This window comes from Bacillus xiamenensis (assembly GCF_001857925.1).
In the GTDB taxonomy this organism is placed as follows: domain Bacteria; phylum Bacillota; class Bacilli; order Bacillales; family Bacillaceae; genus Bacillus; species Bacillus xiamenensis.
On record NZ_CP017786.1, the window covers coordinates 1,469,212 to 1,493,313 of the forward strand.

A 24,102-nucleotide genomic window follows, 5' to 3' on the forward strand; every position below is an offset into this window, starting at 1 on the left:
TTTACGACTGTCATTATCAAAAAAAGCAAGTTAATAACAAGTTTCCTAACAATCGCCAAAGAAGGTATCTATGTATACAAAAAATTAAAACTAGTTTACAGCTAATTTTTGCAAGAATAAGTTCATATTAAATTTCAAACAAAAACCAACTTAGGCACCTAAAGTGCCGTAAGTCTCTCCCTTGCTACAACCCCAACTAAGTATTTTGTTACACAGTTCTATTAATATCTCACTTATATATGATGGTAAATTGTTGAATAAATCTTCCTTTAACTTTAGTAAATCTTCTAACTCCATAATTGATTCTAGAACTTGTGGTGGTGGATTTTGCAAACTTCTTTTTTTCTGTAACTTTTTTTCAATTCCACCATCTAAAATAGTATCAGTAAATCTATCAACAAGCCCTTTAAGTCCGTTTACAACTATTTCGTCATCATCTGTCTTTAAACTTATATCCTCTATCGAACACGATAATAATTTTTCTGTTTCAATAAAAGTTCCTCTAAAAAATTTCATGAATTTTTCATCTTTAAAATGCTTAACTTTATATCCATCTTTAATATTAAAATATAGTAGTTTTTCGCTATTTTTTTTCTCAATGAATTGTAATTTTTCTAAATGGTCTTTAAAAGTGTGTTCACCTACCTGTAAATATAACGAAGGGGGAATTAGATTTTCTTTTGCCCTCACTGGTAATGAATATACATTCAATATTTTTGTATTCATATGTCTTCTTTCTATTTCTAATAATTTTTTCAAGGTCTGTCCTATAGTTGATTCAGGATATTTTTTATCACTATCTGCAATTGCTAATACAGGGTTGCACTCCTCTAAAACCCCCCTTTCTAATACTCTATATGAATTTACTCCTCCTCCATTGGAAAACTTAACAGCTAATTCAATTCCTAACATTTCTTTATTCTCTTTAAGATATTTCTCACAAAGTTTTTTATAAAAATTGAAATCACTCTCATCCTCACATAACAAGGAGGTTTTCATACATTTAGATAATTGAAAAAAGTAGTTTAACGGAACTTCATAATGATATTCGGATTCTTTCTCATCAATTCTAGTAACATTACCATCCAAACCTCTAACTAATATATACTCTCCTACTACATCTTTATATGATTTTTGAAAAGCATATTCTTTAATTAACTTATCAAAGACACTTTTTGTACTGTTATCGATATGTTCTATATTTTTAATAAAATTCAATACATGTAATGGGCCTATAATAATATGCCATCCGTTTCTATAAGCTATGGCTAGATTATTCAACGCCATCACTTCAGAGGAATTTTCATTTAATTTGTGCTTTTTCACAGAAAGTTCTTGTTCTAAGCTATTATCTAATTGTATTAACACTTTATCTGTCCTCCGGACTAAAAAAACCTATCGGCCAAGAGGTCAAGTAGCCATCTTCCGTATAACCAGTACTCTTAATATTTGAAATAAAGGGATCAGAACTATTAAAAATAAGAACATTAACTAAATCCTTATTAAAATCTTCATACTTAGTTGCTATAAGTTGCCCAACTCTATTTATCATAGTTTCACTATGAGTTTCGATAATAATTTTTAAGTCTATCCCTATTTCTTTTGAAACTTTTATAATTTTTGCAAAAGTGTCTATTAGAACAGCCTGAAGTGAAGGATGAAGGTGTAGCTCTGGTTGCTCAATAGCAATTGTAAAATTTCTATTTCGACCCATTAATTTCACTTTGTTATAACTCGCTAATTCTTCACTTGTTTGAACAGCCTGCCACAAGACTAAAATAATAGGAAGAATTTGCGAATAACCAAATCCAGTATCAGCAAGATTTATTTTTGTCCCATTTTCATACCTTATATACAAAGATGTATGCCCACCTGTAGATTCCGCTACTATATCAAAATGGAAATTATCCTTAATCCAATTATTAAACTTTTTTTTGTGTGCATTACTCATATTATTTAAGTACATAGGGATATTTGCACCTTGAGGATCTATTTCATTTAGAGCTAATCCCTGTATACGATAATATCTTTCTGCACTCGCTCTTATCGGTGCTATATAATTCACAGATAAAAAGAAAGATTTTAACTCCTCATTACAAATATCCACTATTTCATTCAAAAATATTCCAAAATAACTATTTTTAATTTCTATAAAATCAGGTTGATTAATTCTAAGTTCATCTATTTTTTTTCCTATCGATTTTGATTTATAATCAATTTCTTTTAAACTTTTTAGTATTGTATTAGAATCACCTAAATTAATTGAATTAATTAATTCAACAATAAAACTCTCCTCTGTGGAAGAGGGATCGTTTCCATTAATTAGCCTAAAAACCTTATCTCTAAAATATCTACCTGTTGATACAAGTTCTTTTTCTTTTTCTTTTTCCTTTTCAATTAAAAAATTTTGTAACATATTTGTAGAATTTCCAAATAATCCACTAACTAATTTTTCTTTTAAATATTCACCATTTATTGATATTTTCACACCTTCTTTCTGATAAAAAATTTCTATTTCATGATCCCACAGTTTAACTTCAATCTTGTTTATCATTTTTTCTGAAAAAATAATCTTCAAATCTAGATTAACATTCTCATCTATTTTAGACTCAATAATCTTTTTTCGAGAATACCTATTCTTAAAAAAAAAGTACGCACCTTCATATATACGCATTTTAGTTAATTTTAGTTTAAACTCAAAAGAAATGTTGTTACCCTTATTTTTATAATTTAAACTCTCATCAAAACTCCCAAAATCAACAAATGAAGGGCTATACCACAAAATCGGTTCATTAGTTCTTGTTTCCAATGTTTGTTTCATTAATGGAAAAAATCTTAAGAATGTACTTTTACCAGAACTATTTTTTCCTACTAGTATAGTAAGAGGTTTTAACTCAACATAATTTGTATCTTGTAATGCTCTTAAATTTTGTATTCTAATCCTATCCATATTAGTACCTTCCTTTATAACTTTATTTAATAAAACTTATAATTAACCTTTCCATATTACATTATATAGTAAATATGTAAATATTAGTCTTACTATTATAATCGCCTATTTGACAATACATTCTTATTAGAAGATTTTTATTAAATAAAGCGATATACATTAGACAACTGGTAGGAAACAAGATATATTATCTCACTCTTTCAAAATAAGAATATGTTAACTTGATATAGCATTTGGAACTTCTGTATACACTTTAATAATATACTATACCGTGGTAAAAAGAATTGTCTATAATAACTTCATTAAAACTCATTTTTGGGCAAAAAATTGATTTCACAGCACATATTTTGAATCATACTTCATGATTAACTAACAAAAAACCCTCAACCAAATGGGACTGACCCCATAAAGTGAGACAAATAAAAACACCTTTAAGTTGAAAATCGGGTATATCATATCTGAAAACAATTTGGAGGTGTTTTTTGTATGGGAACAAGAGTCAGTTACCCCGCAAGTGTAAAAGAAGAGGCGGTTCAGATGAAGTTGGCAGGAGTCTCAACAAAAGAAATCATGGACAAGCTAGGAATTAAGAATAAAACACAAGTGAAAACTTGGATGAAATGGTATCACAATGGTGAAACCCACCGGTTTCATCAACCTGTTGGAAAGCAGTATTCATACGGTAAAGGACCTGAATACCAAGATGAAAACGAGAGATTGAAAACAGAAAATCGCTATCTAAATCAACAAATAGACATATTAAAAAAGTACCGAGAATGGGAAAGGTGGTGGAAAAAGAAGCACTCGTGTCGATCTACGAAACGGTAAAAGATAAAGTGAGTGTCAGTGAATTCTGTCAGCTATTTGAAGTGGCTAAATCAACATTTTATCGTTGGAAAAAACAAGATCATCATCACTCAAAGCAACATGGGGTAATCAAGCTTATTTCAACACTTTGTAAGTTGCACAAGTATACGTATGGGTATCGTAAAATAACGGCTCTTCTACGCAAAGAAATGAAGATCAACCATAAGAGAGTACAACGAATGATGCAAACCTACGGTTTGCAGTGTCGTGTGAAAGTGAAAAAGCGTAAACAGACCGGTCAACCCTATTACATTGCAGAAAATCACTTAAAACGAGATTTTTCTGCGACAAAGCCACTTGAAAAACTGGTGACAGATATCACGTATTTGCCATTTGGGCAAAAAATGCTTTATCTATCCAGCATAAAAGATTTATATACAAGTGAGATTGTGGCTTATACGATTGGTGATAAACAGGATGTTTCTCTTGTTTTAGATACATTGAAGCAGTTAAAGACACTGCCTAAAGGCTGCGTACTTCATAGTGATCAAGGTTCGGTCTACACTTCTTATGCTTATCAAAAGGAGATAAAGGAAAAAGGCATTACCATGAGCATGTCCCGTAAGGGAATGCCCGCTGATAATGCCCCCATCGAATCCTTCCACTCAAGTTTAAAATCAGAAGGATTTTATCTCCACCACCTGACAAACACTACAACAGCCATTGTAGAAAAAACAGTCAGGGAGTATATTGATTATTATAACAATATCCGAATTCAATTGAAATTAAACAGCCAGTCACCAAAAGAGTTTCGGCAACTGGCTGTTTCGTAAAGGTGTTTTGATCCCTGTCTCAAAAACGGGGGTCAGTCCCAAATGGTTGAGGTTTTTAAAAACGAAAAATTGATTAACGTTTCGAGAACTGAGGAGCTCTACGTGCGCCTTTAAGACCGTATTTCTTACGCTCTTTCATACGAGAGTCACGAGTAAGAAGTCCAGCACGTTTAAGTGGTGTACGGTACTCAGGATCTACTTCTAGAAGAGCACGAGAGATACCGTGACGAATTGCTCCAGCTTGACCAGAGAATCCACCACCGTGAACATTTACAAGAACATCGTAGCTGTTAGCTGTTTCTGTGATGTTCAAAGGCTGTTTCACGTCTTCGATTAAAGCAGCGAATGGAATGTATTCAGTAATTTCACGATTATTAACGACGATACGGCCTTCACCTGGAACTAAGCGAACGCGCGCTACAGAACTTTTACGACGACCTGTACCGTAATATTGAACCTGTGCCAAATTGTTAACCTCCCTTATAATTAACCGCGAAGTTCGTAAACTTCAGGTTGTTGTGCTTGATGTGGATGCTCAGAACCACGATACACATTTAATTTTTTGAACATTTGACGACCTAGTGGACCCTTTGGAAGCATACCTTTGATAGCAAGCTCCAACATTTTTTCAGGGTAGTTTGTACGCATCTCAAGAGCAGTTCTTTGTTTCAAACCACCTGGGTGCATTGTGTGACGGTAGTAAATTTTGTCCGTCAATTTCTTACCAGTTAATTCGATTTTCTCAGCATTGATGATGATGACGTGATCACCTGTATCAACGTGTGGTGTATAAGTTGGTTTGTGCTTACCGCGCAAAAGTGATGCTACTTCAGTAGAAAGACGTCCTAGAGTCTTGCCTGCCGCATCAACCACTAGCCATTTGCGCTCAATTGTGCTTGCGTTCGCCATTGGTGTTGTACGCATGAGTTTCCCTCCTAAATAAATCAATGAATTTTCCTGAATCAAATGCTACGTTCTATTTCAAAACACAGATAAGTCTTCCGGGGCTTATTTGTGGGGTTGAAATACATACCATATGATATCTTATAACTTTCTGCTTCCTGTGTCAAGAACATGTTACACCTGGTTTAGTTGTCATAGAAAACTTCCCATAAATACAGTCCGTGACTAGGCGCAGTCTTGCCTGCCGCTTCGCGATTTCGGGCGGCAAGCATGGCTTTTATCTCCTCAGGGTGAAATTTACCAGCACCGATTTCAAGTAACGTGCCGGCCATAATTCGCACCATGTTGTATAAAAAGCCACTTCCTCTCACACGCATTTCTAGCCCGTCTGAGACGTTTTTCCACTCGAGGGCGTAAATGACCCTCACCTTGTCCTGAACCTCTGTATTGGCCGCACAAAAGCTTGTGAAGTCATGTGAGCCAATCAGATACTCAGCAGCTTCTCTCATTTTGTCGACATCCAGTGGATAAGGATAGTGGCAGGCATACTGTCGCGTGAACACATTTTGGTGCGTTTCCGTTGAGACCTTGTAACGGTACTCCTTTGAAGCAACACCAAACCTGGCATGAAACGACTCATCCACTTCCTCAGCCTTTAGAACACGAATGTCATCTGGCAGCAAGCTATTGAGGGCAAAAGGCCACCTCTCCATCGGGATAGCGAGCGGGGTATCGAAATGGATGACCTGTCCCTTTGCATGAACACCACTGTCCGTCCGGCCAGAAGCCACAATCGGAATCAGTTCGTCCTGTTTATGCATTTTTGCAAGGGCAGACTCTATCTCCGTCTGAACAGTTCGCTGCCCTGGCTGCACCTGATAGCCTTTAAAATGTGTCCCATCGTATGATACAGTGCATTTTACTTTCATCTAGGCATCACCTAATTTCTAAGCAGCACAAGGAGTGCTGTTAACAGGATGAATAGAAGCAACGTGAACGTGTCCTTCATACCCCAGACAAGCTGACGGTATTTCGTCCGTCCTTCTCCCCCGCGGTAGCCTCTTGCTTCCATCGCAGTCGCCAATTCCTCCGCACGCTTAAACGCACTGACGAAAAGCGGGACAAGCAATGGAACAATCGCTTTTAAACGATCTTTCACTGGCCCGCTTGTAAAATCAACACCTCTTGCCATTTGTGCTTTCATGATTTTGTCTGTTTCTTCGAGTAAAGTCGGAATAAATCGAAGGGAGATAGACATCATAAGAGCAAGCTCATGAACAGGTAGCTTGATTTTACGGAAAGGATGTAGCAGCTTCTCCATACCGTCTGTCACTTCAATAGGCGTTGTGGTCAGCGTAAGAAGTGTTGTCATCATGATGAGATAGACAAAACGGAGTGAAATGAATATCCCCTGCTTTAGACCTTCTTCATAAATATTCAAGAAACCAAAGTGAAACAGCAAAGCGCCATCCTTTGTCATGAAGATGTGCAGAATAAAGGTAAACAGGACAATCCATAGGATCGGTTTCATTCCTTTGAGAATAAAGTACAGCGGCACCTGAGACACCATCACCACAAGGATTGTAAAGGCCCCTAAAAGCCCGTAAGTGATGTAATTATTTGCAAAAAAGACAATGAAGACGAAAAAGAAAATTGATAACAGCTTTGTCCTTGGATCAAGACGATGGACAAAGGATGAACCTGGCACATATTTGCCGATAATCATACTATCCATCATGATGTCGTTTCCTCCTGATAAAGAGCTGTTAAGGCTTCTGCCATTTCATCCATAGTCAGAAGCGGCCTTGGAAACGTGATACCTAGCTTTTCTTCGATAGCCTGCTGGAATTTAATCGTTTCAGGGAGATCGAGACCGAAAGAAGACATATCTGTACGATTGGCAAATAGCTCTCTCGGCGTACCTGTCGCCTTCACTGTTCCTTTATGCATGACAATCATTTGATCCGCATAATGGGCAGCATCCTCCATACTGTGTGTCACAAGGATCGTGGTCAGGTTTGCTTTTTGATGAAGCTCATAGAACATGTCCATGATTTCTTTCCGCCCGCGTGGATCTAATCCTGCAGTCGGCTCATCAAGCACAAGCACTTCTGGCTCCATCGTTAGTACACCTGCAATCGCCACACGTCTCATTTGACCGCCGCTTAGTTCAAAGGGAGATCGAGATAATAGGGATTCAGGAAGACCAACCAGTTTCAGCATCTCCTTCGCCTTCGCTTCTGCCTTCTCTTGAGGAACGCCGAAGTTCATCGGGCCAAAGCAGATATCCTTGAGGATGGTTTCCTCAAAGAGCTGATGCTCAGGAAACTGAAACACGATGCCTACCTTTTTCCGGAGGGGTTTCATATCCTTCTGCTTTTTATTGGCCTGTAAAACTGTCTCTCCAAGCGCAATGCTCCCTTTCGTTGGTTTGAGCAATCCATTTAAGTGCTGCAGCAATGTAGACTTGCCAGAACCCGTATGACCAATGACAGCGACATAGCTGCCTTCTTTGATGGAAGCATTGACATCATACAAAGCGAGACGCTCAAACGGCGTTTTCATTTGATAACGATGCTCTAATTCTTTGATCGTAATGTCCATAGCTCTTTCACCAATCCTTCTTGTGTCAAATGAGCATTTGCAAGTGGCACACCTTGCTGCTTCAATTGCTTGCTCAACCGATAGGAAAATGGCAGATCAAGTCCAATCTGAACCAGCTGTTCATCTAGTTCAAATACTTCCTCTGGTGTTCCCTCAGCAAATTTCTTCCCACCATTCATCACAATAACGCGGTCTGCCTTCGCAGCCTCGTCTAAATCATGTGTGATGGAAATGACTGTGACTGTTCCTTGTTCCTTCAGTAGTCTAACAGTCTCTAACACTTCTTCACGGCCAATCGGATCAAGCATTGATGTTGCTTCATCCAAGATCATGATGTCAGGGCTTGCGGCAAGCACTCCTGCAATGGCTACTCTCTGCTTTTGCCCGCCTGATAGATGGTGCGGCTCTTGATCAAGAAACTCCTGCATATTGACCTGTTTAACAGCCCAATCTACACGTTCTATCATCAATTCCCGCTCAACCCCGTTATTTTCTAAACCAAAAGCCACATCATCACGAACCGTTGAGCCAACAAATTGGTTATCTGGGTTTTGAAAGACCATGCCTACCTTTTTACGAATATCCCAAACACTTTCTTCCTTCAGCTCAATCTCACCAACCTTGACCGTTCCAGCATCCGGTAAAATGAGCCCATTCAGTACACGGGCAAGTGTGGATTTACCAGAACCGTTATGGCCAACAATGGCAAGCCATTCATTTTGATTCACATGCAATGACACTTGATCTAAAGCGGGCTTGTCCGCATCTTTGTGATAACGAAATACAATGTCTTTTACGTCAATTAGTGTCTTCCCCATCTCTACCGGACCTCCTCTCAGCTCAACCTCTACTTTGCTTATTCCTAAAAAGCCGTAGTATCTAAAAAAGGGCATAGATCCAGTTATGAACTGTCCCGCCCTTTCTTAGATACACGATATGTGATTAAACTAATTCAATGACAGCCATTGGTGCGCCATCGCCGCGACGAGGTCCAAGCTTCATGATACGAGTGTATCCACCTTGGCGATCTTCGTAGCGAGTTGCAACGTCAGCGAATAATTTTTGAAGTGCATCTTGGTTTGTTTCAGCGTTAGCTACTTCATTACGAATGTAAGCTGCAGCTTGACGGCGAGCATGAAGATCTCCGCGTTTGCCAAGAGTGATCATTTTTTCAACTACAGAGCGAAGTTCTTTCGCACGTGTTTCAGTTGTTTCGATGCGTTCGTTGATGATCAAATCAGTCGTTAGGTCACGAAGCATTGCTTTACGTTGTGCACTAGTGCGTCCTAGCTTTCTGTATGCCATGTGATGTCCCCTCCTTAATTAGAGATACTGTATGAATAAAAAACACACGAAAATCCTAGTTCACAATGAAACTAGTCAATCGTCTTTACGAAGACCCAGTCCAAGTTCTTCTAGTTTCGCTTTCACTTCTTCAAGAGATTTACGTCCAAGGTTACGAACTTTCATCATATCCTCTTCTGTCTTGTTAGCAAGCTCTTGAACAGTATTAATACCCGCACGCTTCAAACAGTTGTAAGAACGAACAGAAAGATCAAGCTCTTCAATTGTCATTTCAAGCACTTTTTCTTTTTGGTCTTCTTCTTTTTCAACCATGATTTCTGCATGCTGAGCTTCGTCAGTTAACCCAACGAAAATATTCAAGTGTTCAGTTAAAATCTTAGAACCTAGAGCGATCGCTTCTTTCGGTCCTGTGCTTCCATCAGTCCATACATCTAGTGTTAGTTTATCATAGTTTGTGATTTGCCCAACACGGGTGTTCTCCACTTGATAAGTCACACGGGATACAGGTGTATAGATTGAGTCGATCGGAATCACGCCGATAGGCTGATCGTCTCTTTTGTTTGCATCAGCAGGATTATACCCGCGACCTCTTTGTGCAGTCAAACGAACACGGAAGCTCGCATTTTTGCCAAGAGTTGCGATGTGAAGATCTGGATTTAAGATTTCAATATCGCTGTCGTGTGTAATATCAGCAGCTGTTACAGTTCCTTCATCTTGTACATCAATTTCAAGCGTCTTCTCTTCTTCAGAGTAGATTTTGAGTGCAAGCTTTTTAATGTTTAAGATAATCGTTGTAACATCTTCAACCACGCCTTCGATCGTTGAGAATTCGTGTAAGACACCATCTATCTGGATCGATGTTACAGCTGCACCAGGAAGTGAGGATAAAAGGATACGACGAAGGGAGTTCCCTAAAGTGGTACCATATCCACGCTCAAGTGGCTCTACGACAAACTTGCCATACTTGGCATCGTCGCTGATTTCAACCGTTTCGATTTTTGGTTTTTCAATTTCGATCATCTAATAAAACCCTCCTTCAAAACGTCGAAACCTCGAATAGAATCATATGAGATTCCATCCGAAATTCCTCATTGTTTAGTCCCGTATGTGCTCAGGCAACGAGTCGTGTATTCGTCTCATAAATAACTGTATCATAACCCATTATTGACAGGGACACAAAATCTATACAAACAAATTACACGCGGCGACGTTTTGGTGGACGGCATCCGTTATGAGGAACTGGAGTTACGTCTCTGATTGCTGTAACTTCAAGACCTGCAGCCTGAAGCGCACGGATTGCAGCTTCACGACCAGAACCAGGACCTTTAACAGTTACTTCAAGTGTTTTAAGACCATGTTCGATAGAACCTTTAGCAGCAGTTTCAGCAGCCATTTGTGCAGCGAAAGGAGTAGATTTACGAGAACCTCTGAATCCTAATGCACCAGCACTTGACCAAGAAATTGCGTTTCCATGAACATCAGTAATCGTTACAATCGTGTTGTTGAAAGTGGAACGGATATGAGCGATTCCAGCTTCAATATTCTTTTTCACGCGACGTTTACGCGTATTTGATTTACGAGCAGCAGCCATTCTTTAACTACCTCCTTTACTTATTTTTTCTTGTTAGCTACAGTACGACGCGGACCTTTACGAGTACGCGCGTTGTTTTTTGTGTTTTGTCCACGAACAGGAAGTCCTCTACGATGACGGATTCCGCGGTAGCTTCCGATTTCAATTAGACGCTTAATGTTAAGTGAAACTTCACGACGAAGGTCACCTTCTACTTTAAGTTTGTCAATGATATCACGGATTTTACCAAGTTCGTCTTCAGTTAGATCGCGAACGCGAGTGTCTTCAGAAACACCTGCTTCTTTAAGGACTTGTTGCGCAGTCGTACGACCAATTCCAAAAACATATGTTAAAGAAATGACAACACGCTTATCACGTGGAATATCTACACCAGCAATACGAGCCATGATTTGGGCACCTCCTTGTTATTAGCCTTGTTTTTGTTTATGTTTTGGGTTTTCACAGATCACCATTACTTTTCCTTTTCTGCGAATCACTTTACATTTTTCACAGATAGGTTTAACAGATGGTCTCACTTTCATGTGTTTCCAACCTCCTTCTTCCGGAGTTGCTTTATTTGTAACGGTACGTAATTCTACCACGAGTTAAGTCATATGGAGATAATTCTACCGTAACTTTGTCTCCAGGTAAAATGCGAATGAAGTGCATACGGATTTTTCCTGATACATGAGCCAAAACTGTATGACCATTCTCTAGTTCGACTTTGAACATTGCGTTTGGCAAAGTTTCTGCTACAGTACCTTCCACTTCAATTACATCGTCTTTCGCCATTCAAGTGTTCTCCCTTCTTCAAATCAGTAACTTGCTCTCTGATAAATGTCCAAATGAGATCATCTCAATTGTTCATCTATCACCCGACCTGTTTTGAATATACTGTTCTGAACTTCCGGAGATACGCAATCATAAAAGGTTAAATGATTGATATTTTTTCTTAGGAGAATGAATTTACGCTTTTCTCCGTCTGCGATTAGTACATGGCAGCCATCGAACATGCCGATGACAACTGTATACTGATCTTGTTCTTTCTTTGGACTATACAGACAACCTGCCCGATTTGGGCCTGAAAGGCTTCAGTGAAGACCTAAATCTTAGTCAGTATATCAAAACCTGTATCTGTAATCGCAATCGTATGCTCAAAGTGAGCACACTTTTTCCCATCAACCGTTACAACCGTCCAGTTATCAGCCAGTGTTTTCACATATCGGCTGCCTGCGTTCACCATCGGTTCGATGGCCAACACCATTCCAGGTTTTAGCCGTGGGCCTTTGTTCGGCGGACCATAATGAGGAATTTGAGGGTCCTCATGAAGATCCTGTCCGACCCCATGTCCAACATATTCTCTAACAACTGAGAAATTCTCACCTTCAACATACGTTTGTATGGCATGGGAAATGTTTGACAGACGTTCACCTGGCTTTGCTTCCTGTAAGCCCTTATATAGAGATTCCTCTGTGACTTCCAGTAGTTTGCGGTCCTCATCACTGATTACCCCAACTGGATAAGTCCAAGCAGAGTCACCATGATAGCCATTTAACTTTGCGCCGATATCGATACTAATGATGTCTCCATCACGTAAAACCCGTTTACCAGGAATACCGTGAACGAGTTCTTCATTCACCGAAACGCAAATGCTCCCGCGAAAACCATTATACCCTTTAAAAGATGGGATTGCACCCTGCTTTGTAATAAAACGTTCGGCAATTTGATCCAATTCTTTTGTCGAAATACCTGGTTTTATGTGTTTCTTCAGCTCTTCATGAGTCAGTGCGACAATGCGTCCAGCTTCTCTCATAATTTCAAGCTCGCGAGGAGTTTTACAGATAATCATTTATTTAATCCCCCAAGCAGGTCCTTGATATCAGCGTAAACATCGTTAATGTGCTTCGCACCATCAATGTTTACAAGATATCCTTTTTCTGAATAGAAGTTCAGTAAAGGTTCAGTCTGCTTTAAGTTTACTTCAAGTCTAGTCGAAACGGTTTCTGCATTATCATCTGCACGTTGATAAAGCTCGCCTCCACACTTGTCGCAAACATTTTCTTTCGCAGGTGGATTGAATACTAAATGATAAGTTGCTCCGCAATTTTTGCAAATTCTTCGGCCAGTCAGACGCTCCATCAAAGCATCTTTATCGACTTTAATATTAATGACATAATCAATCGTTCTGCCAAGGTCCTTTAGAATGTCTTCTAAAGCTTCAGCCTGAGCGACTGTTCGCGGAAATCCGTCCAGAAGAAAACCTTGTTCACAATCATTCTTGCCAAGTCTTTCTCTAACAATACCGATTGTGACCTCATCAGGAACAAGCTCTCCTTTATCGATAAAGGATTTTGCTTCGAGCCCAAGTTGTGTCTCCTCTTTCATAGCAGCACGGAACATATCTCCTGTTGAGATATGAGGGATCCCATAATCATCAACAATTCGTTCTGCCTGAGTGCCTTTACCAGCACCCGGAAGCCCCATTAAGACTAAGTTCATTTCGGATTTCCCCTTCCTTACTTAGAGGAGTTGGGCAGAAGCCCAGCCCTCTGTTTTATTTCATAAATCCACGGTAGTTTCGTTTCACTAATTGGCTTTCAAGCTGTTTCATCGTTTCAAGTGCAACACCTACAACAATGAGAAGACTTGTGCCGCCAATTTGTGCAGCGGAAGGTAATCCAGCGAATTGAATGAAAAAGATAGGAAGTATTGAAATCACGGCTAAGAAAATGGCGCCCACAAACGTGAGTCGGTACAAAATGCTCGTAATTCTATCTTGAGTCATTTTCCCTGGACGAACTCCCGGGATATAGCCACCCTGCTTTTGCAGATTTTCAGCCATTTGTTCAGGGTTTACTTGGACAAAGGCATAAAAATATGTGAAAGCAACAATCAGTGCTACATAAATCGTCATACCGATTGGCTTAGTATAGTCAAAGTTGTTAGTTATCCAGGTTGTCACATTATTTGTTCCGAAGAACGATGCGACCGTCTGCGGAGTAATAATGAAAGAAACGGCAAAGATGACTGGAATCACCCCTGCTGGATTCACTTTCAACGGAAGATGCGTTGCTTGACTAGCAGACATTTGTGCACGGCCATTTCCTTTTGAATATTGAATTGCAATCTTTCTCACTGCCATTTGAATGTAAATAACACCGATAACAATGACAAGAATAGCAATTACAATAAGGGCAATTTTAAGGATTTGCATGAACAGCTGTCCATCTCCACCTACAAATTGCTGAGCGTACACTTGTTTTAATGTTTGAGGGATACCTGCGATGATTCCGGCAAAGATAATAATCGAAATACCGTTACCAACACCGTGAGCAGTAATCTGCTCTCCCAGCCACATTAAAAATGCTGTACCCGCAGTGAGTACGACCGCAATTAAGAGATACGTTGAAACACCTGGGTTTTCAATCAGCAAGCCTCCTGCCATATTGTTGAATCCATATGACATTCCTATCGCCTGGATAAATCCTAGAACAATTGTAAAATACCTTGTGAATTGTGCTAATTTTCGGCGGCCAACCTCTCCTTGCTTTGACCACTCAGTAAACTTCGGAACAACATCCATCTGCAAGAGCTGGATGATGATCGAAGCCGTGATATACGGCATAATCCCCATTGCAAGAATGGAGAATTGGAAAAGTGCCCCGCCCCCAAACGTGTTGAGGATTCCGAAAACACTCATTTGATCCTGTGCCTGGAGAACTTCTGCGTTCACATTAGGCACAGGGATGAAAGCACCTATACGAAAGACGACTAACATTAATAGAGTGAATATAATCTTATTCCGTATATCTTTCACGCGCATAAAATTGGAGATTGTCTTAAACAAGTTAGATCACCTCGGCTGTACCGCCAGCAGCTTCAATCGCTTCTTTAGCAGAAGCAGAGAATTTATTGGCTTTTACAGTTAATTTTTTCTCTAATTTACCGTTGCCAAGAATTTTTACTCCTGCTTTTAACTTGCTTATTGTACCAGTCTCTAGAAGAAGTTCAGGAGTGACTTCCGTTCCTTCGTCAAAACTGTTTAATCTGTCTAAGTTGATTACCGCATAATCTTTACGGTTAATGTTTGTAAAACCACGTTTTGGAAGGCGTTGGAATAAAGGCATTTGACCACCTTCGAATCCAGGGCGTACACCGCCTCCAGAACGAGCGTTTTGACCTTTATGACCTTTACCAGAAGTTTTACCGTTACCTGATCCAATACCACGACCAACACGGTTGCGTACTTTACGTGAACCTTCTGAAGGCTTCAATTCATGAAGTTTCATTTGGGCACCTCCTTATCGATTAAAAATGTATTATTGTTCTTTAACAGAAACTAAATGAGACACCTTGTTAATCATGCCGCGGATCGCTGCATTGTCTTCATGTACGACTGTTTGGTTTGTTTTCTTAAGACCAAGAGTACGAACAGTGACACGCTGATCTTCTGGGCGACCGATTACACTGCGTTTGAGGGTAATTTCTAATTTATTTGCCATTATTGTTCCCTCCTTATCCTAACAGGTCTTCTACAGATTTTCCACGAAGCTTCGCTACATCTTCAGCACGTTTAAGTTCACTTAAACCTTGAAGTGTTGCGCGGATCATGTTGATCGGTGTATTAGAACCTAGAGATTTAGAAAGGATATCAGCTAGACCAGCAAGCTCAAGTACCGCACGCACTGGGCCTCCAGCGATAACTCCTGTACCTTCTGAAGCAGGCTTCAATAGAACGTTTCCTGCACCGAATCGACCGATGATTTCATGTGGAATTGTAGTTCCAACCATTGGTACTTCAATTAAATTCTTTTTCGCGTCTTCAACAGCTTTGCGGATCGCTTCTGGTACTTCTTGTGCTTTACCAGTACCGAATCCTACATGACCGTTTTTGTCACCGACAACAACTAAAGCTGCAAAACGGAAACGACGTCCACCTTTAACAACTTTCGCTACGCGGTTAACCGTAACTAAGCGTTCTTCTAACTCTAATTTGCTTGGGTCAATACGACTCATTCGGATGTGTCCCTCCTTCTTTTATTAAAATTTCAGTCCAGCCTCACGAGCAGCTTCAGCTAGAGCTTTTACACGTCCATGATATAAGTATCCTCCGCGGTCAAATACCACGTTAGAGATGCCTTTTTCAACAGCACGTTTTGCAACAAGTTCGCCAACTTTCGTAGCAGCTGCAGTGTCAGAACTATTCTCGATCTTTAACTCTTTATCAAGAGTAGAAGCACTTACAAGTGTTACACCGTTAACATCATCAATTACTTGAGCGTAGATATTCTTGTTAGAACGGAAAACGTTAAGGCGAGGTCTTTCAGCAGTACCTGAAAGTTTCGCACGAACACGAGCATGTCTTTTAAGACGAGTAGCGTTTTTGCTAGTTTTCGTAATCATCCGAGTCACTCCTTTCTTCACTTTAAGCGATCTTACTTACCAGTTTTTCCTTCTTTACGGCGAACGAATTCACCTTCGTAACGAATTCCTTTACCTTTGTAAGGCTCTGGAGCACGGACAGCGCGGATGTTAGAAGCTAGAGCTCCTACACGCTCTTTATCGATACCTTTAATGATTACTTTCGTTTGAGATGGAACTTCGATTTCAACTCCAGCCTCAGGTACGATTTCAACTGGGTGAGAGTATCCAACGTTAAGAACAAGTTTGTTTCCAGATTTAGCTGCACGGTAACCGACACCGATAAGTTCTAAACCTCTTTCGAAACCTTTAGATACACCTTCAACCATGTTAGCAATCAAGCTACGTGTTGTACCATGTAATGCACGGTGTTCTTTATTTTCAGACGGACGGCTTACAGTTAAGACGTTGTCCTCAATTTTAATTTCCATATCAGGGTGAAATGTACGAGTTAGTTCACCTTTTGGTCCCTTTACTGTCACTGTGTTGTCGTTGTTTGTCACAGTTACTCCTGAAGGGATCTCGATTAGTTTTTTACCTATACGAGACATACCAAGCACCTCCATTCATCTTAAACTTTTTTTACCATACGTAAGCAAGTACTTCTCCACCAGCTTGTTTAGCACGGGCTTCTTTGTCCGATAAAACGCCTTGTGATGTAGAAATAATTGCGATTCCAAGTCCGTTAAGTACACGTGGTACTTCATTTGATTTCGCATATACGCGTAAACCAGGTTTACTGATTCTTTTAAGACCAGTGATAACACGTTCGTTGTTTTGACCGTATTTAAGGAACAAACGGATAATACCTTGTTTGCTGTCTTCGACGTACTCAACGTCACGGATAAAACCTTCACGCTTTAAGATTTCAGCAATTTCTCTTTTGATTTTTGAAGCCGGTACTTCTAGCTTCTCATGACGTACCATGTTCGCATTGCGAATACGAGTCAGCAAATCTGCAATCGGATCTGTCATAACCATTATTTAATAACCTCCTTCCCATTTATGGGGATTACCAGCTGGCTTTTTTAACGCCAGGAATTTGTCCTTTATATGCAAGTTCGCGGAAACAAATACGGCAAAGTTTAAACTTACGAATAACTGAATGTGGACGTCCACAACGTTCGCAGCGCGTATACTCTTGAACTTTAAACTTTTGTTTGCGTTGTTGTTTCGCAATCATAGACTTTTTAGCCACGATTTCGCCTCCCTTTCATTGATTATTTCTGGAACGGCATACCTACTTGAGTTAATAACTCACGTGCTTCTTCGTCCGTATTGGCAGTCGTAACGATAACGATATCCATACCGCGGACCTTTGTTACTTTATCGTAATCAATTTCTGGGAAGATTAACTGTTCTTTAATACCAAGCGTGTAGTTTCCACGTCCGTCGAAAGATTTCTTAGAAATCCCGCGGAAGTCACGTACACGTGGTAAAGATACAGAAATAAGTTTATCAAGGAAATCATACATGCGCTCTCCGCGAAGTGTTACTTTCGCACCGATTGGCATTCCTTCACGTAGACGGAATCCAGCAATAGACTTCTTCGCACGAGTAACGACAGGTTTTTGACCAGCGATAAACGTTAATTCTTCAACAGCAGTATCGATTGCTTTAGCGTTTTGAACTGCGTCACCAACACCCATGTTGATCACGATTTTTTCGATTTTTGGCACTTGCATTACTGAAGTGTATTCAAACTTAGAAACTAATGCAGGTGTAATTTCTTTTATATACTTTTCTTTAAGGCGGTTCATGAGAAAGACCTCCCTTCCTTATTTACTATTTATCTAGAACTTGCCCAGATTTTTTCGCTACACGGACTTTCTTTCCGTCCTCAACTTTATACCCAACACGTGTCACTTCACCCGTTTTAGGATCAAGCGGCATTACGTTTGATACGTGGATCGGCGCTTCTTGTTCAGAAATTCCGCCTTGAGGGTTAGCTTGGGTTGGTTTAGAGTGTTTTTTCACAAGGTTAATACCTTCTACTAAAACACGTTCCTTTTTAGGGAAAGCAGCAAGGATGACACCTTGTTTACCTTTATCTTTACCAGAGATAACCACTACTTTATCGCCCTTTTTAACATGCATTTAATCGCACCTCCTTGAGTCGCGGATTGTATTCATTAAAGTACTTCTGGTGCTAGAGAAACAATTTTCATATAGTTGTTTTCACGAAGTTCACGTGCTACTGGTCCGAAGATACGAGTTCCACGCGGGCTCTTGTCGTCACGGATGATGACACATGCATTTTCATCAAAACTGATGTAAGATCCATCGTTTCTGCGAGCTCCGCTCTTTGTACGAACGATAACTGCTTTCACAACTTCACCTTTTTTGACAACGCCTCCTGGTGTTGCTTGTTTAACCGTACAAACAATGACATCACCGATGTTAGCCGTTTTACGTCCAGAGCCACCAAGAACTTTAATCGTTAGTACTTCGCGTGCGCCAGAGTTGTCAGCTACTTTTAAACGAGTCTCCTGTTGAATCATTAATGTTACCTCCCTTCGGAAAAAGAAATCCGAACTTTATTAGATAATAACAGCTTCTTCGACAACTTCAACTAGACGAAAGCGTTTAGTCGCAGATAATGGACGAGTTTCCATGACCTTTACGATGTCTCCGATTTTTGCTTGGTTGTTTTCATCATGTGCTTTGAACTTTTTAGAGTATCTTACACGTTTGCCATAAAGTGAATGCTTTTTGTATGTTTCAACAACAACAGTGATGGTTTTATCCATTTTGTCAGAAACAACACGACCTTGATACACTTTACGTTGGTTACGTTCGCTCATGTTTGCGGGGCCTCCCCTCTAATTATTATTTATTAGCAGCGATTTCTCTTTGACGAATCACAGTTTTCATGCGTGCGATTGATTTACGCACTTCACGAATGCGAGCAGTGTTTTCAAGCTGCCCAGTCGCTAATTGGAAACGAAGATTGAAAAGTTCTTCTTTAAGAGACTTTACTTTTTGTTCAATTTCAGCAGTGGTAAGGTCACGAATTTCATTAGCTTTCATTTGATTCACCACCAATTTCTTCACGTTTTACGAACTTCGTTTTAATTGGCAATTTGTGAGATGCAAGACGAAGAGCTTCACGAGCCACTTCTTCAGACACACCAGAAATTTCAAATAAAACTTTGCCCGGTTTTACTACAGCTACCCAGCCTTCTGGAGCACCTTTACCGGAACCCATGCGGACCTCTAGAGGTTTAGCTGTGTATGGCTTAGAAGGGAAAATTTTGATCCAAACTTTACCGCCACGTTTCATGTAACGAGTCATAGCAATACGAGCAGCTTCGATTTGACGGTTAGTGATCCATGAAGCTTCAAGGGCTTGGATACCGAACTCACCGAAATGTACTTCAGTGCCGCCTTTTGCACGACCACGCATTTTTCCACGATGTTCTCTGCGATACTTCACGCGTTTTGGCAATAACATATTATTTTCCTCCTTCCGCAGTATTCTTCTTAGTTGGAAGGACTTCTCCACGATAGATCCATACTTTTACGCCAAGCTTACCATAAGTAGTATCAGCTTCAGCAGTAGCATAGTCGATGTCAGCACGAAGTGTGTGCAATGGAACAGTACCTTCACTGTAATATTCAGAACGAGCAATATCTGCACCGCCAAGACGACCAGAAACCATTGTTTTGATTCCTTGTGCTCCAGCACGCATTGTGCGTTGGATTGTTTGTTTTTGTGCACGACGGAATGAAATACGATTTTCAAGTTGACGAGCGATGTTTTCAGCAACTAGCTGAGCATCAAGATCTGCTCTCTTGATTTCAAGAATGTTGATGTGTACACGTTTGCCAGTTAGGCTGTTAAGAGCTTTACGAAGTGCTTCAACTTCAGATCCGCCTTTACCAATGACCATACCTGGTTTAGCCGTGTGGATTGTGATATTTACGCGGTTTGCAGCACGTTCGATTTCTACTTTAGAAACAGACGCGTCAGACAAACGCTTGCTGATGAATTCACGGATTTTCAAGTCTTCATGTAAGAAGTCAGCGTAATCTTTTCCTGCGAACCATTTAGATTCCCAATCACGAATGACGCCAATACGAAGACCTACTGGATTTACCTTTTGACCCACGGATTATCCCTCCTTCTTTTCTGATACAACGATTGTAATGTGGCTAGTACGTTTGTTAATTGCGCTCGCACGACCCATAGCACGTGGACGGAATCTCTTAAGTGTTGGACCTTCGTCAACGAATGCTTGAGTAATCACTAGGCTGTTAGCGTCCAACTCGTAGTTGTGCTCAGCGTTTGCGATAGCAGATTTTAATACTTTTTCAATAATTGGTGAAGCAGCCTTAGGTGTAAGGTTTAAGATAGAAACTGCTTCTCCTACTTGCTTACCTCGGATCAGGTCCATTACTAGACGTGCTTTACGAGGAGCAATACGGACTGTTCTTGCGACAGCTTTAGCTTGCATTTAAAAGCCTCCTCTCATTAGCGTCTTGTTTTTTTATCGTCACTAGCATGACCTTTGTAAGTACGGCTTGGTGCGAATTCGCCCAATTTGTGACCTACCATATCTTCAGAAATGAAAACAGGTACATGTTTGCGTCCGTCATAGACAGCGATTGTGTGACCGATGAATTGTGGGAAAATTGTAGAACGACGAGACCAAGTTTTTACGACTTGCTTTTTGTCAGTTTCATTCAATTTCTCGACTTTAGCCATCAAATGATCATCAACAAATGGTCCTTTTTTTAAGCTGCGAGCCATTGTGGAACCTCCCTTCGTGATTGAACTACGGTCCTAAATGAACCGTAGACAACCCCGTTACTTATTTTTACGACGACGTACAATGAATTTATCAGACTTGTTGGTTTTCTTACGAGTCTTGAATCCAAGAGTCGGTTTACCCCATGGAGACATTGGTGATTTACGTCCGATTGGAGCGCGTCCTTCACCACCGCCGTGTGGGTGATCGTTAGGGTTCATTACAGAACCACGAACTGTTGGGCGAACGCCTTTCCAGCGAGAACGTCCAGCTTTACCGATGTTGATTAGTTCGTGTTGTTCGTTTCCAACTTGACCGATAGTCGCACGGCAAGCAGAAAGGATCATGCGAACTTCACCTGAGTTCAAGCGTACAAGAACGTATTTACCTTCTTTACCAAGAACTTGAGCAGAAGTACCAGCAGAACGAACTAATTGTCCACCTTTACCTGGTTTTAATTCAATGTTATGCACAACTGTACCAACTGGGATGTTGATAAGTGGAAGAGCATTACCTGGTTTGATGTCAGATTCTGGTCCAGAAGTGACTTCAGTACCAACTTGAACTCCTTTTGGAGCAAGAATGTAACGCTTCTCACCATCTGCATAGTTTACAAGAGCGATGTTCGCTGAACGGTTTGGATCATACTCGATTGTAGCAACGCGTCCAGGTATACCGTCTTTATCACGCTTAAAGTCGATGATACGGTATTGACGTTTGTGTCCGCCACCTTGATGACGAACAGTTAATTTACCTTGGTTGTTACGTCCGCCTTTTTTGTGAAGCGGCGCAAGCAACGATTTTTCTGGTTTGTCAGTCGTGATTTCAGCAAAATCTGAAGTAGTCATGCCACGACGACCATTACTGGTTGGTTTATACTTTTTAATCGCCATTTTGAATTTCCCTCCTTCTTTTTAAGATTTATGCTTCAAAAATTTCGATTTCTTTGCTGTCAGCAGTTAATTTCACGATCGCTTTTCTGCGACGGCTAGTCATACCAGTGTAGCGTCCAACGCGTTTAGATTTTCCTTTGTAGTTTTGAACGTTGACTTTCTCAACTTTCACTCCAAAGATTTCTTCAACAGCGTCTTTCACTTCTGTTTTGTTAGCTCTGATATCAACTTCGAACGTGTACTTCTTCTCTGTCATTAGATCAGCAGAACGTTCAGTAATGATAGGGCGCTTTAGAACATCACGAGGATCTTTCATTATGCAAGTCCCTCCTCTACTTTTTCAACCGCTGCTTTAGTGATCAGAAGTTTGTCGTGGTTGACAACGTCAAGAACGTTGATACCTTTAGCTTCAACAACTGTTACTCCAGGGATGTTACGAGCAGATAAAGCAATTGTTTCGTTTGCATCCGCAGTGACGATCAACGCTTTCTTCTCAACAGATAATCCCTTAAGGATGCCTGCGAATTCTTTCGTTTTCACTGCATCAAGAGTAAGATCTTCAAGAACGATGATGTTGTTGTCGATTACTTTAGATGACAATACTGACTTGATAGCCAAGCGGCGAACTTTTTTAGGTAATTTATAAGAATAGCTGCGTGGTGTTGGACCGAATACGATACCGCCTCCGCGCCATTGTGGTGAACGGATAGAACCTTGACGAGCACGACCAGTACCTTTCTGTCTCCAAGGCTTACGACCTCCGCCACGTACTTCAGAACGAGTTTTTACTTTGTGAGTTCCTTGACGTAAGGAAGCTCTTTGCATAAGAATAGCATCGAATACTACGCTTTCGTTTGGCTCGATTCCAAACACAGAAGCGTTTAATTCGATTTCACCGTTAGTAGAACCGTTTTGGTTAAATAATGCTACTTTTGGCATGACTTGTTTCCTCCTTTCCTAAGAGAGTTATTTAGATTTAACTGCACTCTTTACAGTTACTAGAGATTTTTTAGCTCCTGGTACGTTACCTTTGATCAAAAGAAGGTTGCGTTCTGCATCCACTTTAACGATCTCAAGGTTTTGGACAGTGATTTGCTCTCCGCCCATACGACCTGGAAGAAGTTTACCTTTGAATACACGGTTTGGATCAACAGGTCCCATTGAACCAGGACGACGGTGGTAACGTGAACCGTGAGTCATTGGTCCGCGTGATTGTCCGTGGCGTTTGATAGCCCCTTGGAATCCTTTACCTTTTGATGTTCCTGTTACATCTACGATATCTCCATTTGCGAAAATATCAACTTTGACTTCCTGACCAACTTCATACGCATCTAACTCCACACCGCGTAATTCTTTTACGAAGCGCTTAGGAGCAGTTTCCGCTTTAGCAACGTGGCCCTTCTCTGGTTTGTTAGAAAGCTTTTCACGTTTGTCGTCAAAGCCGATTTGGATTGCTTCATAGCCATCCGTTTCAGCAGTCTTCTTTTGAAGAACAACGTTTGCAGCAGCCTCAACAACAGTTACAGGGATAAGATCACCGTTTTCTGCGAATACTTGCGTCATACCAATTTTTCTACCTAAGATTCCTTTGGTCATTCGTCACACCTCCTATAATATGTGTTTTCTATTTGAATTAAAGTTTGATTTCGATATCTACACCAGATGGTAAATCTAAACGCATAAGTGCATCAACTGTTTGCGGAGTTGGATTCACGATGTCGATTAGACGTTTGTGAGTACGCATCTCAAATTGCTCACGAGAATCTTTGTACTTATGCACCGCACGAAGGATTGTGTAAACTGATTTTTCAGTTGGAAGCGGGATCGGACCAGATACACTAGCACCAGAACGCTTAGCCGTTTCAACAATCTTCTCAGCAGATTGATCAAGAATTCTATGATCATATGCTTTTAAACGAATACGAATTTTTTGTTTTGCCATTATTTTCCCTCCTTTTCGCCTACTTACGTTAGACAGTTCTCCGTGAGAAAAACCTGATCACCTTGCCATGGCAAAGCGGCCGGGTGTGTCAGCAACCTCTCACTTCATCGCAGTCAAAGACCA

39 protein-coding genes and 1 pseudogene are annotated in these 24,102 nt (G+C 40.4%); 1 reads left to right on the forward strand and 39 read right to left on the reverse strand.

Features of this window, described 5'->3' with window-relative positions; translation table 11 throughout:
* Positions 1-150: 150 nt before the first annotated feature.
* Together BK049_RS07310 and BK049_RS07315 are read right to left on the reverse strand one after the other, a co-directional pair.
* Positions 151-1,368 (reverse strand): hypothetical protein, encoded by a 1,218-nt coding sequence (locus BK049_RS07310; protein ID WP_071168225.1) that lies wholly within the window; start codon positions 1,366-1,368, stop codon positions 151-153.
* Between the two features lies 1 nt (position 1,369).
* Complete coding sequence (locus tag BK049_RS07315; protein ID WP_071168226.1) at positions 1,370-2,950, reverse strand: AAA family ATPase; 1,581 nt, start codon at positions 2,948-2,950, stop codon at positions 1,370-1,372.
* Between the two features lie 486 nt (positions 2,951-3,436).
* Between BK049_RS07315 and BK049_RS07325 the strand changes: the two genes are divergently transcribed.
* Positions 3,437-4,590, forward strand: a protein-coding gene (locus BK049_RS07325) for an IS3 family transposase (RefSeq protein ID WP_145939400.1) whose coding sequence is annotated in 2 segments (ribosomal slippage) — positions 3,437-3,710 and positions 3,710-4,590 — 1,155 coding nt in all. Because the reading frame shifts where the segments join, the coding sequence is not laid out codon by codon here.
* 73 nt (positions 4,591-4,663) lie between these two features.
* Here the strand turns inward: BK049_RS07325 and rpsI are convergent.
* The 37 genes and pseudogenes from rpsI to rpsJ form a co-directional block, all read right to left on the reverse strand.
* A complete protein-coding gene (gene rpsI / locus BK049_RS07330) occupies positions 4,664-5,056 on the reverse strand; it encodes a 30S ribosomal protein S9 (RefSeq protein ID WP_007496354.1) in 393 nt (130 codons plus the stop codon).
* A 20-nt stretch (positions 5,057-5,076) separates the two neighbouring features.
* On the reverse strand, positions 5,077-5,514 hold the full coding sequence (gene rplM / locus BK049_RS07335; protein ID WP_003217042.1) for a 50S ribosomal protein L13: 438 nt from the start codon (positions 5,512-5,514) through the stop codon (positions 5,077-5,079).
* 164 nt (positions 5,515-5,678) lie between these two features.
* Positions 5,679-6,422 (reverse strand): tRNA pseudouridine(38-40) synthase TruA, encoded by a 744-nt coding sequence (truA, locus tag BK049_RS07340; RefSeq protein WP_008356552.1) that lies wholly within the window; start codon positions 6,420-6,422, stop codon positions 5,679-5,681.
* A gap of 11 nt (positions 6,423-6,433) precedes the next feature.
* Entirely contained in the window at positions 6,434-7,231 is a 798-nt protein-coding gene (locus BK049_RS07345; RefSeq protein ID WP_071168228.1) for an energy-coupling factor transporter transmembrane component T family protein, read from the reverse strand.
* Positions 7,228-8,097: an energy-coupling factor ABC transporter ATP-binding protein gene (locus tag BK049_RS07350; protein ID WP_071168229.1), complete on the reverse strand. Its 870-nt coding sequence runs from the start codon at positions 8,095-8,097 to the stop codon at positions 7,228-7,230. Before BK049_RS07350 ends, BK049_RS07345 begins: the two co-directional genes overlap by 4 nt.
* Positions 8,073-8,915, reverse strand: coding sequence for an energy-coupling factor ABC transporter ATP-binding protein (locus BK049_RS07355; RefSeq protein ID WP_008356549.1), 843 nt, complete (start codon positions 8,913-8,915; stop codon positions 8,073-8,075). Before BK049_RS07355 ends, BK049_RS07350 begins: the two co-directional genes overlap by 25 nt.
* A gap of 124 nt (positions 8,916-9,039) precedes the next feature.
* On the reverse strand, positions 9,040-9,402 hold the full coding sequence (gene rplQ, locus BK049_RS07360; RefSeq protein ID WP_003216944.1) for a 50S ribosomal protein L17: 363 nt from the start codon (positions 9,400-9,402) through the stop codon (positions 9,040-9,042).
* A 75-nt stretch (positions 9,403-9,477) separates the two neighbouring features.
* The gene (locus tag BK049_RS07365; RefSeq protein WP_003217009.1) at positions 9,478-10,422 is read right to left on the reverse strand and encodes a DNA-directed RNA polymerase subunit alpha; all 945 of its coding nucleotides are present in this window, start codon (positions 10,420-10,422) and stop codon (positions 9,478-9,480) included.
* 175 nt (positions 10,423-10,597) lie between these two features.
* Positions 10,598-10,993, reverse strand: coding sequence for a 30S ribosomal protein S11 (gene rpsK / locus BK049_RS07370; RefSeq protein ID WP_008356548.1), 396 nt, complete (start codon positions 10,991-10,993; stop codon positions 10,598-10,600).
* 20 nt (positions 10,994-11,013) lie between these two features.
* Positions 11,014-11,379, reverse strand: a complete 366-nt coding sequence (rpsM, locus tag BK049_RS07375) for a 30S ribosomal protein S13 (RefSeq protein WP_003217023.1) — start codon at positions 11,377-11,379, stop codon at positions 11,014-11,016.
* Positions 11,380-11,400: 21 nt separating this feature from the next.
* Positions 11,401-11,514, reverse strand: coding sequence for a 50S ribosomal protein L36 (rpmJ, locus tag BK049_RS07380; RefSeq protein WP_003156543.1), 114 nt, complete (start codon positions 11,512-11,514; stop codon positions 11,401-11,403).
* 31 nt (positions 11,515-11,545) lie between these two features.
* On the reverse strand, positions 11,546-11,764 hold the full coding sequence (gene infA / locus BK049_RS07385) for a translation initiation factor IF-1 (protein ID WP_003217190.1): 219 nt from the start codon (positions 11,762-11,764) through the stop codon (positions 11,546-11,548).
* Positions 11,742-12,047 (reverse strand): annotated as a pseudogene (locus BK049_RS19750) (KOW domain-containing RNA-binding protein). The gene infA and the pseudogene BK049_RS19750 overlap by 23 nt, the downstream one beginning before the upstream one ends.
* Positions 12,048-12,074: 27 nt before the next feature.
* Positions 12,075-12,821 (reverse strand): type I methionyl aminopeptidase, encoded by a 747-nt coding sequence (gene map, locus BK049_RS07390; protein WP_007496338.1) that lies wholly within the window; start codon positions 12,819-12,821, stop codon positions 12,075-12,077.
* Positions 12,818-13,471: an adenylate kinase gene (locus BK049_RS07395; RefSeq protein ID WP_008356547.1), complete on the reverse strand. Its 654-nt coding sequence runs from the start codon at positions 13,469-13,471 to the stop codon at positions 12,818-12,820. Before BK049_RS07395 ends, map begins: the two co-directional genes overlap by 4 nt.
* A 55-nt stretch (positions 13,472-13,526) precedes the next feature.
* Positions 13,527-14,819 (reverse strand): preprotein translocase subunit SecY, encoded by a 1,293-nt coding sequence (gene secY / locus BK049_RS07400; RefSeq protein ID WP_008356546.1) that lies wholly within the window; start codon positions 14,817-14,819, stop codon positions 13,527-13,529.
* A 1-nt stretch (position 14,820) separates the two neighbouring features.
* Positions 14,821-15,261 (reverse strand): 50S ribosomal protein L15, encoded by a 441-nt coding sequence (gene rplO, locus BK049_RS07405; RefSeq protein ID WP_008356545.1) that lies wholly within the window; start codon positions 15,259-15,261, stop codon positions 14,821-14,823.
* Positions 15,262-15,291: 30 nt separating this feature from the next.
* Entirely contained in the window at positions 15,292-15,474 is a 183-nt protein-coding gene (rpmD, locus tag BK049_RS07410; RefSeq protein WP_003217067.1) for a 50S ribosomal protein L30, read from the reverse strand.
* A 13-nt stretch (positions 15,475-15,487) separates the two neighbouring features.
* Entirely contained in the window at positions 15,488-15,988 is a 501-nt protein-coding gene (rpsE, locus tag BK049_RS07415) for a 30S ribosomal protein S5 (protein WP_007496332.1), read from the reverse strand.
* Between the two features lie 24 nt (positions 15,989-16,012).
* Positions 16,013-16,375 (reverse strand): 50S ribosomal protein L18, encoded by a 363-nt coding sequence (gene rplR / locus BK049_RS07420; RefSeq protein WP_008356544.1) that lies wholly within the window; start codon positions 16,373-16,375, stop codon positions 16,013-16,015.
* A 32-nt stretch (positions 16,376-16,407) separates the two neighbouring features.
* On the reverse strand, positions 16,408-16,944 hold the full coding sequence (rplF, locus tag BK049_RS07425; RefSeq protein WP_008356543.1) for a 50S ribosomal protein L6: 537 nt from the start codon (positions 16,942-16,944) through the stop codon (positions 16,408-16,410).
* Between the two features lie 31 nt (positions 16,945-16,975).
* On the reverse strand, positions 16,976-17,374 hold the full coding sequence (rpsH, locus tag BK049_RS07430) for a 30S ribosomal protein S8 (RefSeq protein WP_007496327.1): 399 nt from the start codon (positions 17,372-17,374) through the stop codon (positions 16,976-16,978).
* A 31-nt stretch (positions 17,375-17,405) separates the two neighbouring features.
* Positions 17,406-17,591: a 30S ribosomal protein S14 gene (gene rpsN, locus BK049_RS07435; RefSeq protein WP_008356542.1), complete on the reverse strand. Its 186-nt coding sequence runs from the start codon at positions 17,589-17,591 to the stop codon at positions 17,406-17,408.
* Positions 17,592-17,613: 22 nt separating this feature from the next.
* On the reverse strand, positions 17,614-18,153 hold the full coding sequence (gene rplE, locus BK049_RS07440; RefSeq protein ID WP_008356540.1) for a 50S ribosomal protein L5: 540 nt from the start codon (positions 18,151-18,153) through the stop codon (positions 17,614-17,616).
* Between the two features lie 25 nt (positions 18,154-18,178).
* A complete protein-coding gene (rplX, locus tag BK049_RS07445; protein ID WP_008356538.1) occupies positions 18,179-18,490 on the reverse strand; it encodes a 50S ribosomal protein L24 in 312 nt (103 codons plus the stop codon).
* A 35-nt stretch (positions 18,491-18,525) separates the two neighbouring features.
* Complete coding sequence (rplN, locus tag BK049_RS07450; RefSeq protein ID WP_003216882.1) at positions 18,526-18,894, reverse strand: 50S ribosomal protein L14; 369 nt, start codon at positions 18,892-18,894, stop codon at positions 18,526-18,528.
* A 39-nt stretch (positions 18,895-18,933) separates the two neighbouring features.
* Positions 18,934-19,197: a 30S ribosomal protein S17 gene (gene rpsQ, locus BK049_RS07455; RefSeq protein WP_003216906.1), complete on the reverse strand. Its 264-nt coding sequence runs from the start codon at positions 19,195-19,197 to the stop codon at positions 18,934-18,936.
* Between the two features lie 25 nt (positions 19,198-19,222).
* A complete protein-coding gene (rpmC, locus tag BK049_RS07460) occupies positions 19,223-19,423 on the reverse strand; it encodes a 50S ribosomal protein L29 (protein ID WP_003217155.1) in 201 nt (66 codons plus the stop codon).
* Positions 19,413-19,847: a 50S ribosomal protein L16 gene (gene rplP, locus BK049_RS07465; RefSeq protein ID WP_003225801.1), complete on the reverse strand. Its 435-nt coding sequence runs from the start codon at positions 19,845-19,847 to the stop codon at positions 19,413-19,415. Before rplP ends, rpmC begins: the two co-directional genes overlap by 11 nt.
* A 1-nt stretch (position 19,848) precedes the next feature.
* Positions 19,849-20,505, reverse strand: a complete 657-nt coding sequence (gene rpsC, locus BK049_RS07470; protein WP_003217241.1) for a 30S ribosomal protein S3 — start codon at positions 20,503-20,505, stop codon at positions 19,849-19,851.
* A 3-nt stretch (positions 20,506-20,508) separates the two neighbouring features.
* Positions 20,509-20,850: a 50S ribosomal protein L22 gene (gene rplV / locus BK049_RS07475; RefSeq protein WP_007496316.1), complete on the reverse strand. Its 342-nt coding sequence runs from the start codon at positions 20,848-20,850 to the stop codon at positions 20,509-20,511.
* Positions 20,851-20,867: 17 nt separating this feature from the next.
* On the reverse strand, positions 20,868-21,146 hold the full coding sequence (gene rpsS / locus BK049_RS07480) for a 30S ribosomal protein S19 (protein WP_003216920.1): 279 nt from the start codon (positions 21,144-21,146) through the stop codon (positions 20,868-20,870).
* A gap of 57 nt (positions 21,147-21,203) precedes the next feature.
* Positions 21,204-22,037 (reverse strand): 50S ribosomal protein L2, encoded by an 834-nt coding sequence (rplB, locus tag BK049_RS07485; RefSeq protein WP_008356534.1) that lies wholly within the window; start codon positions 22,035-22,037, stop codon positions 21,204-21,206.
* 28 nt (positions 22,038-22,065) lie between these two features.
* A complete protein-coding gene (gene rplW / locus BK049_RS07490; protein WP_008356532.1) occupies positions 22,066-22,353 on the reverse strand; it encodes a 50S ribosomal protein L23 in 288 nt (95 codons plus the stop codon).
* Entirely contained in the window at positions 22,353-22,976 is a 624-nt protein-coding gene (rplD, locus tag BK049_RS07495) for a 50S ribosomal protein L4 (protein WP_008356530.1), read from the reverse strand. The genes rplW and rplD overlap by 1 nt, the downstream gene beginning before the upstream one ends.
* A 27-nt stretch (positions 22,977-23,003) precedes the next feature.
* Positions 23,004-23,633: a 50S ribosomal protein L3 gene (gene rplC, locus BK049_RS07500; protein WP_008356528.1), complete on the reverse strand. Its 630-nt coding sequence runs from the start codon at positions 23,631-23,633 to the stop codon at positions 23,004-23,006.
* Between the two features lie 37 nt (positions 23,634-23,670).
* Complete coding sequence (gene rpsJ, locus BK049_RS07505; protein WP_003156464.1) at positions 23,671-23,979, reverse strand: 30S ribosomal protein S10; 309 nt, start codon at positions 23,977-23,979, stop codon at positions 23,671-23,673.
* Between the last annotated feature and the right edge of the window lie 123 nt (positions 23,980-24,102).

What these genes read in the sequence shown, in the direction of transcription:
- BK049_RS07315 (WP_071168226.1), bottom strand. Translation starts at nt 2,950, where the DNA reads ATGGATAGGATTAGAATACAAAATTTAAGAGCATTACAAGATACAAAT.
- rplM (WP_003217042.1), bottom strand. Translation starts at nt 5,514, where the DNA reads ATGCGTACAACACCAATGGCGAACGCAAGCACAATTGAGCGCAAATGG.
- truA (WP_008356552.1), bottom strand. Translation starts at nt 6,422, where the DNA reads ATGAAAGTAAAATGCACTGTATCATACGATGGGACACATTTTAAAGGC.
- BK049_RS07345 (WP_071168228.1), bottom strand. Translation starts at nt 7,231, where the DNA reads ATGATGGATAGTATGATTATCGGCAAATATGTGCCAGGTTCATCCTTT.
- BK049_RS07350 (WP_071168229.1), bottom strand. Translation starts at nt 8,097, where the DNA reads ATGGACATTACGATCAAAGAATTAGAGCATCGTTATCAAATGAAAACG.
- BK049_RS07355 (WP_008356549.1), bottom strand. Translation starts at nt 8,915, where the DNA reads ATGGGGAAGACACTAATTGACGTAAAAGACATTGTATTTCGTTATCAC.
- rplQ (WP_003216944.1), bottom strand. Translation starts at nt 9,402, where the DNA reads ATGGCATACAGAAAGCTAGGACGCACTAGTGCACAACGTAAAGCAATG.
- BK049_RS07365 (WP_003217009.1), bottom strand. Translation starts at nt 10,422, where the DNA reads ATGATCGAAATTGAAAAACCAAAAATCGAAACGGTTGAAATCAGCGAC.
- rpsK (WP_008356548.1), bottom strand. Translation starts at nt 10,993, where the DNA reads ATGGCTGCTGCTCGTAAATCAAATACGCGTAAACGTCGCGTGAAAAAG.
- rpsM (WP_003217023.1), bottom strand. Translation starts at nt 11,379, where the DNA reads ATGGCTCGTATTGCTGGTGTAGATATTCCACGTGATAAGCGTGTTGTC.
- rpmJ (WP_003156543.1), bottom strand. Translation starts at nt 11,514, where the DNA reads ATGAAAGTGAGACCATCTGTTAAACCTATCTGTGAAAAATGTAAAGTG.
- infA (WP_003217190.1), bottom strand. Translation starts at nt 11,764, where the DNA reads ATGGCGAAAGACGATGTAATTGAAGTGGAAGGTACTGTAGCAGAAACT.
- map (WP_007496338.1), bottom strand. Translation starts at nt 12,821, where the DNA reads ATGATTATCTGTAAAACTCCTCGCGAGCTTGAAATTATGAGAGAAGCT.
- BK049_RS07395 (WP_008356547.1), bottom strand. Translation starts at nt 13,471, where the DNA reads ATGAACTTAGTCTTAATGGGGCTTCCGGGTGCTGGTAAAGGCACTCAG.
- rplO (WP_008356545.1), bottom strand. Translation starts at nt 15,261, where the DNA reads ATGAAACTTCATGAATTGAAGCCTTCAGAAGGTTCACGTAAAGTACGC.
- rpmD (WP_003217067.1), bottom strand. Translation starts at nt 15,474, where the DNA reads ATGGCAAATAAATTAGAAATTACCCTCAAACGCAGTGTAATCGGTCGC.
- rpsE (WP_007496332.1), bottom strand. Translation starts at nt 15,988, where the DNA reads ATGAGTCGTATTGACCCAAGCAAATTAGAGTTAGAAGAACGCTTAGTT.
- rplR (WP_008356544.1), bottom strand. Translation starts at nt 16,375, where the DNA reads ATGATTACGAAAACTAGCAAAAACGCTACTCGTCTTAAAAGACATGCT.
- rplF (WP_008356543.1), bottom strand. Translation starts at nt 16,944, where the DNA reads ATGTCTCGTATAGGTAAAAAACTAATCGAGATCCCTTCAGGAGTAACT.
- rpsH (WP_007496327.1), bottom strand. Translation starts at nt 17,374, where the DNA reads ATGGTTATGACAGATCCGATTGCAGATTTGCTGACTCGTATTCGCAAT.
- rplE (WP_008356540.1), bottom strand. Translation starts at nt 18,153, where the DNA reads ATGAACCGCCTTAAAGAAAAGTATATAAAAGAAATTACACCTGCATTA.
- rplX (WP_008356538.1), bottom strand. Translation starts at nt 18,490, where the DNA reads ATGCATGTTAAAAAGGGCGATAAAGTAGTGGTTATCTCTGGTAAAGAT.
- rplN (WP_003216882.1), bottom strand. Translation starts at nt 18,894, where the DNA reads ATGATTCAACAGGAGACTCGTTTAAAAGTAGCTGACAACTCTGGCGCA.
- rpsQ (WP_003216906.1), bottom strand. Translation starts at nt 19,197, where the DNA reads ATGAGCGAACGTAACCAACGTAAAGTGTATCAAGGTCGTGTTGTTTCT.
- rpmC (WP_003217155.1), bottom strand. Translation starts at nt 19,423, where the DNA reads ATGAAAGCTAATGAAATTCGTGACCTTACCACTGCTGAAATTGAACAA.
- rplP (WP_003225801.1), bottom strand. Translation starts at nt 19,847, where the DNA reads ATGTTATTGCCAAAACGCGTGAAGTATCGCAGAGAACATCGTGGAAAA.
- rplV (WP_007496316.1), bottom strand. Translation starts at nt 20,850, where the DNA reads ATGCAAGCTAAAGCTGTCGCAAGAACAGTCCGTATTGCTCCTCGTAAA.
- rpsS (WP_003216920.1), bottom strand. Translation starts at nt 21,146, where the DNA reads ATGGCTCGCAGCTTAAAAAAAGGACCATTTGTTGATGATCATTTGATG.
- rplB (WP_008356534.1), bottom strand. Translation starts at nt 22,037, where the DNA reads ATGGCGATTAAAAAGTATAAACCAACCAGTAATGGTCGTCGTGGCATG.
- rplW (WP_008356532.1), bottom strand. Translation starts at nt 22,353, where the DNA reads ATGAAAGATCCTCGTGATGTTCTAAAGCGCCCTATCATTACTGAACGT.
- rplD (WP_008356530.1), bottom strand. Translation starts at nt 22,976, where the DNA reads ATGCCAAAAGTAGCATTATTTAACCAAAACGGTTCTACTAACGGTGAA.
- rplC (WP_008356528.1), bottom strand. Translation starts at nt 23,633, where the DNA reads ATGACCAAAGGAATCTTAGGTAGAAAAATTGGTATGACGCAAGTATTC.
- rpsJ (WP_003156464.1), bottom strand. Translation starts at nt 23,979, where the DNA reads ATGGCAAAACAAAAAATTCGTATTCGTTTAAAAGCATATGATCATAGA.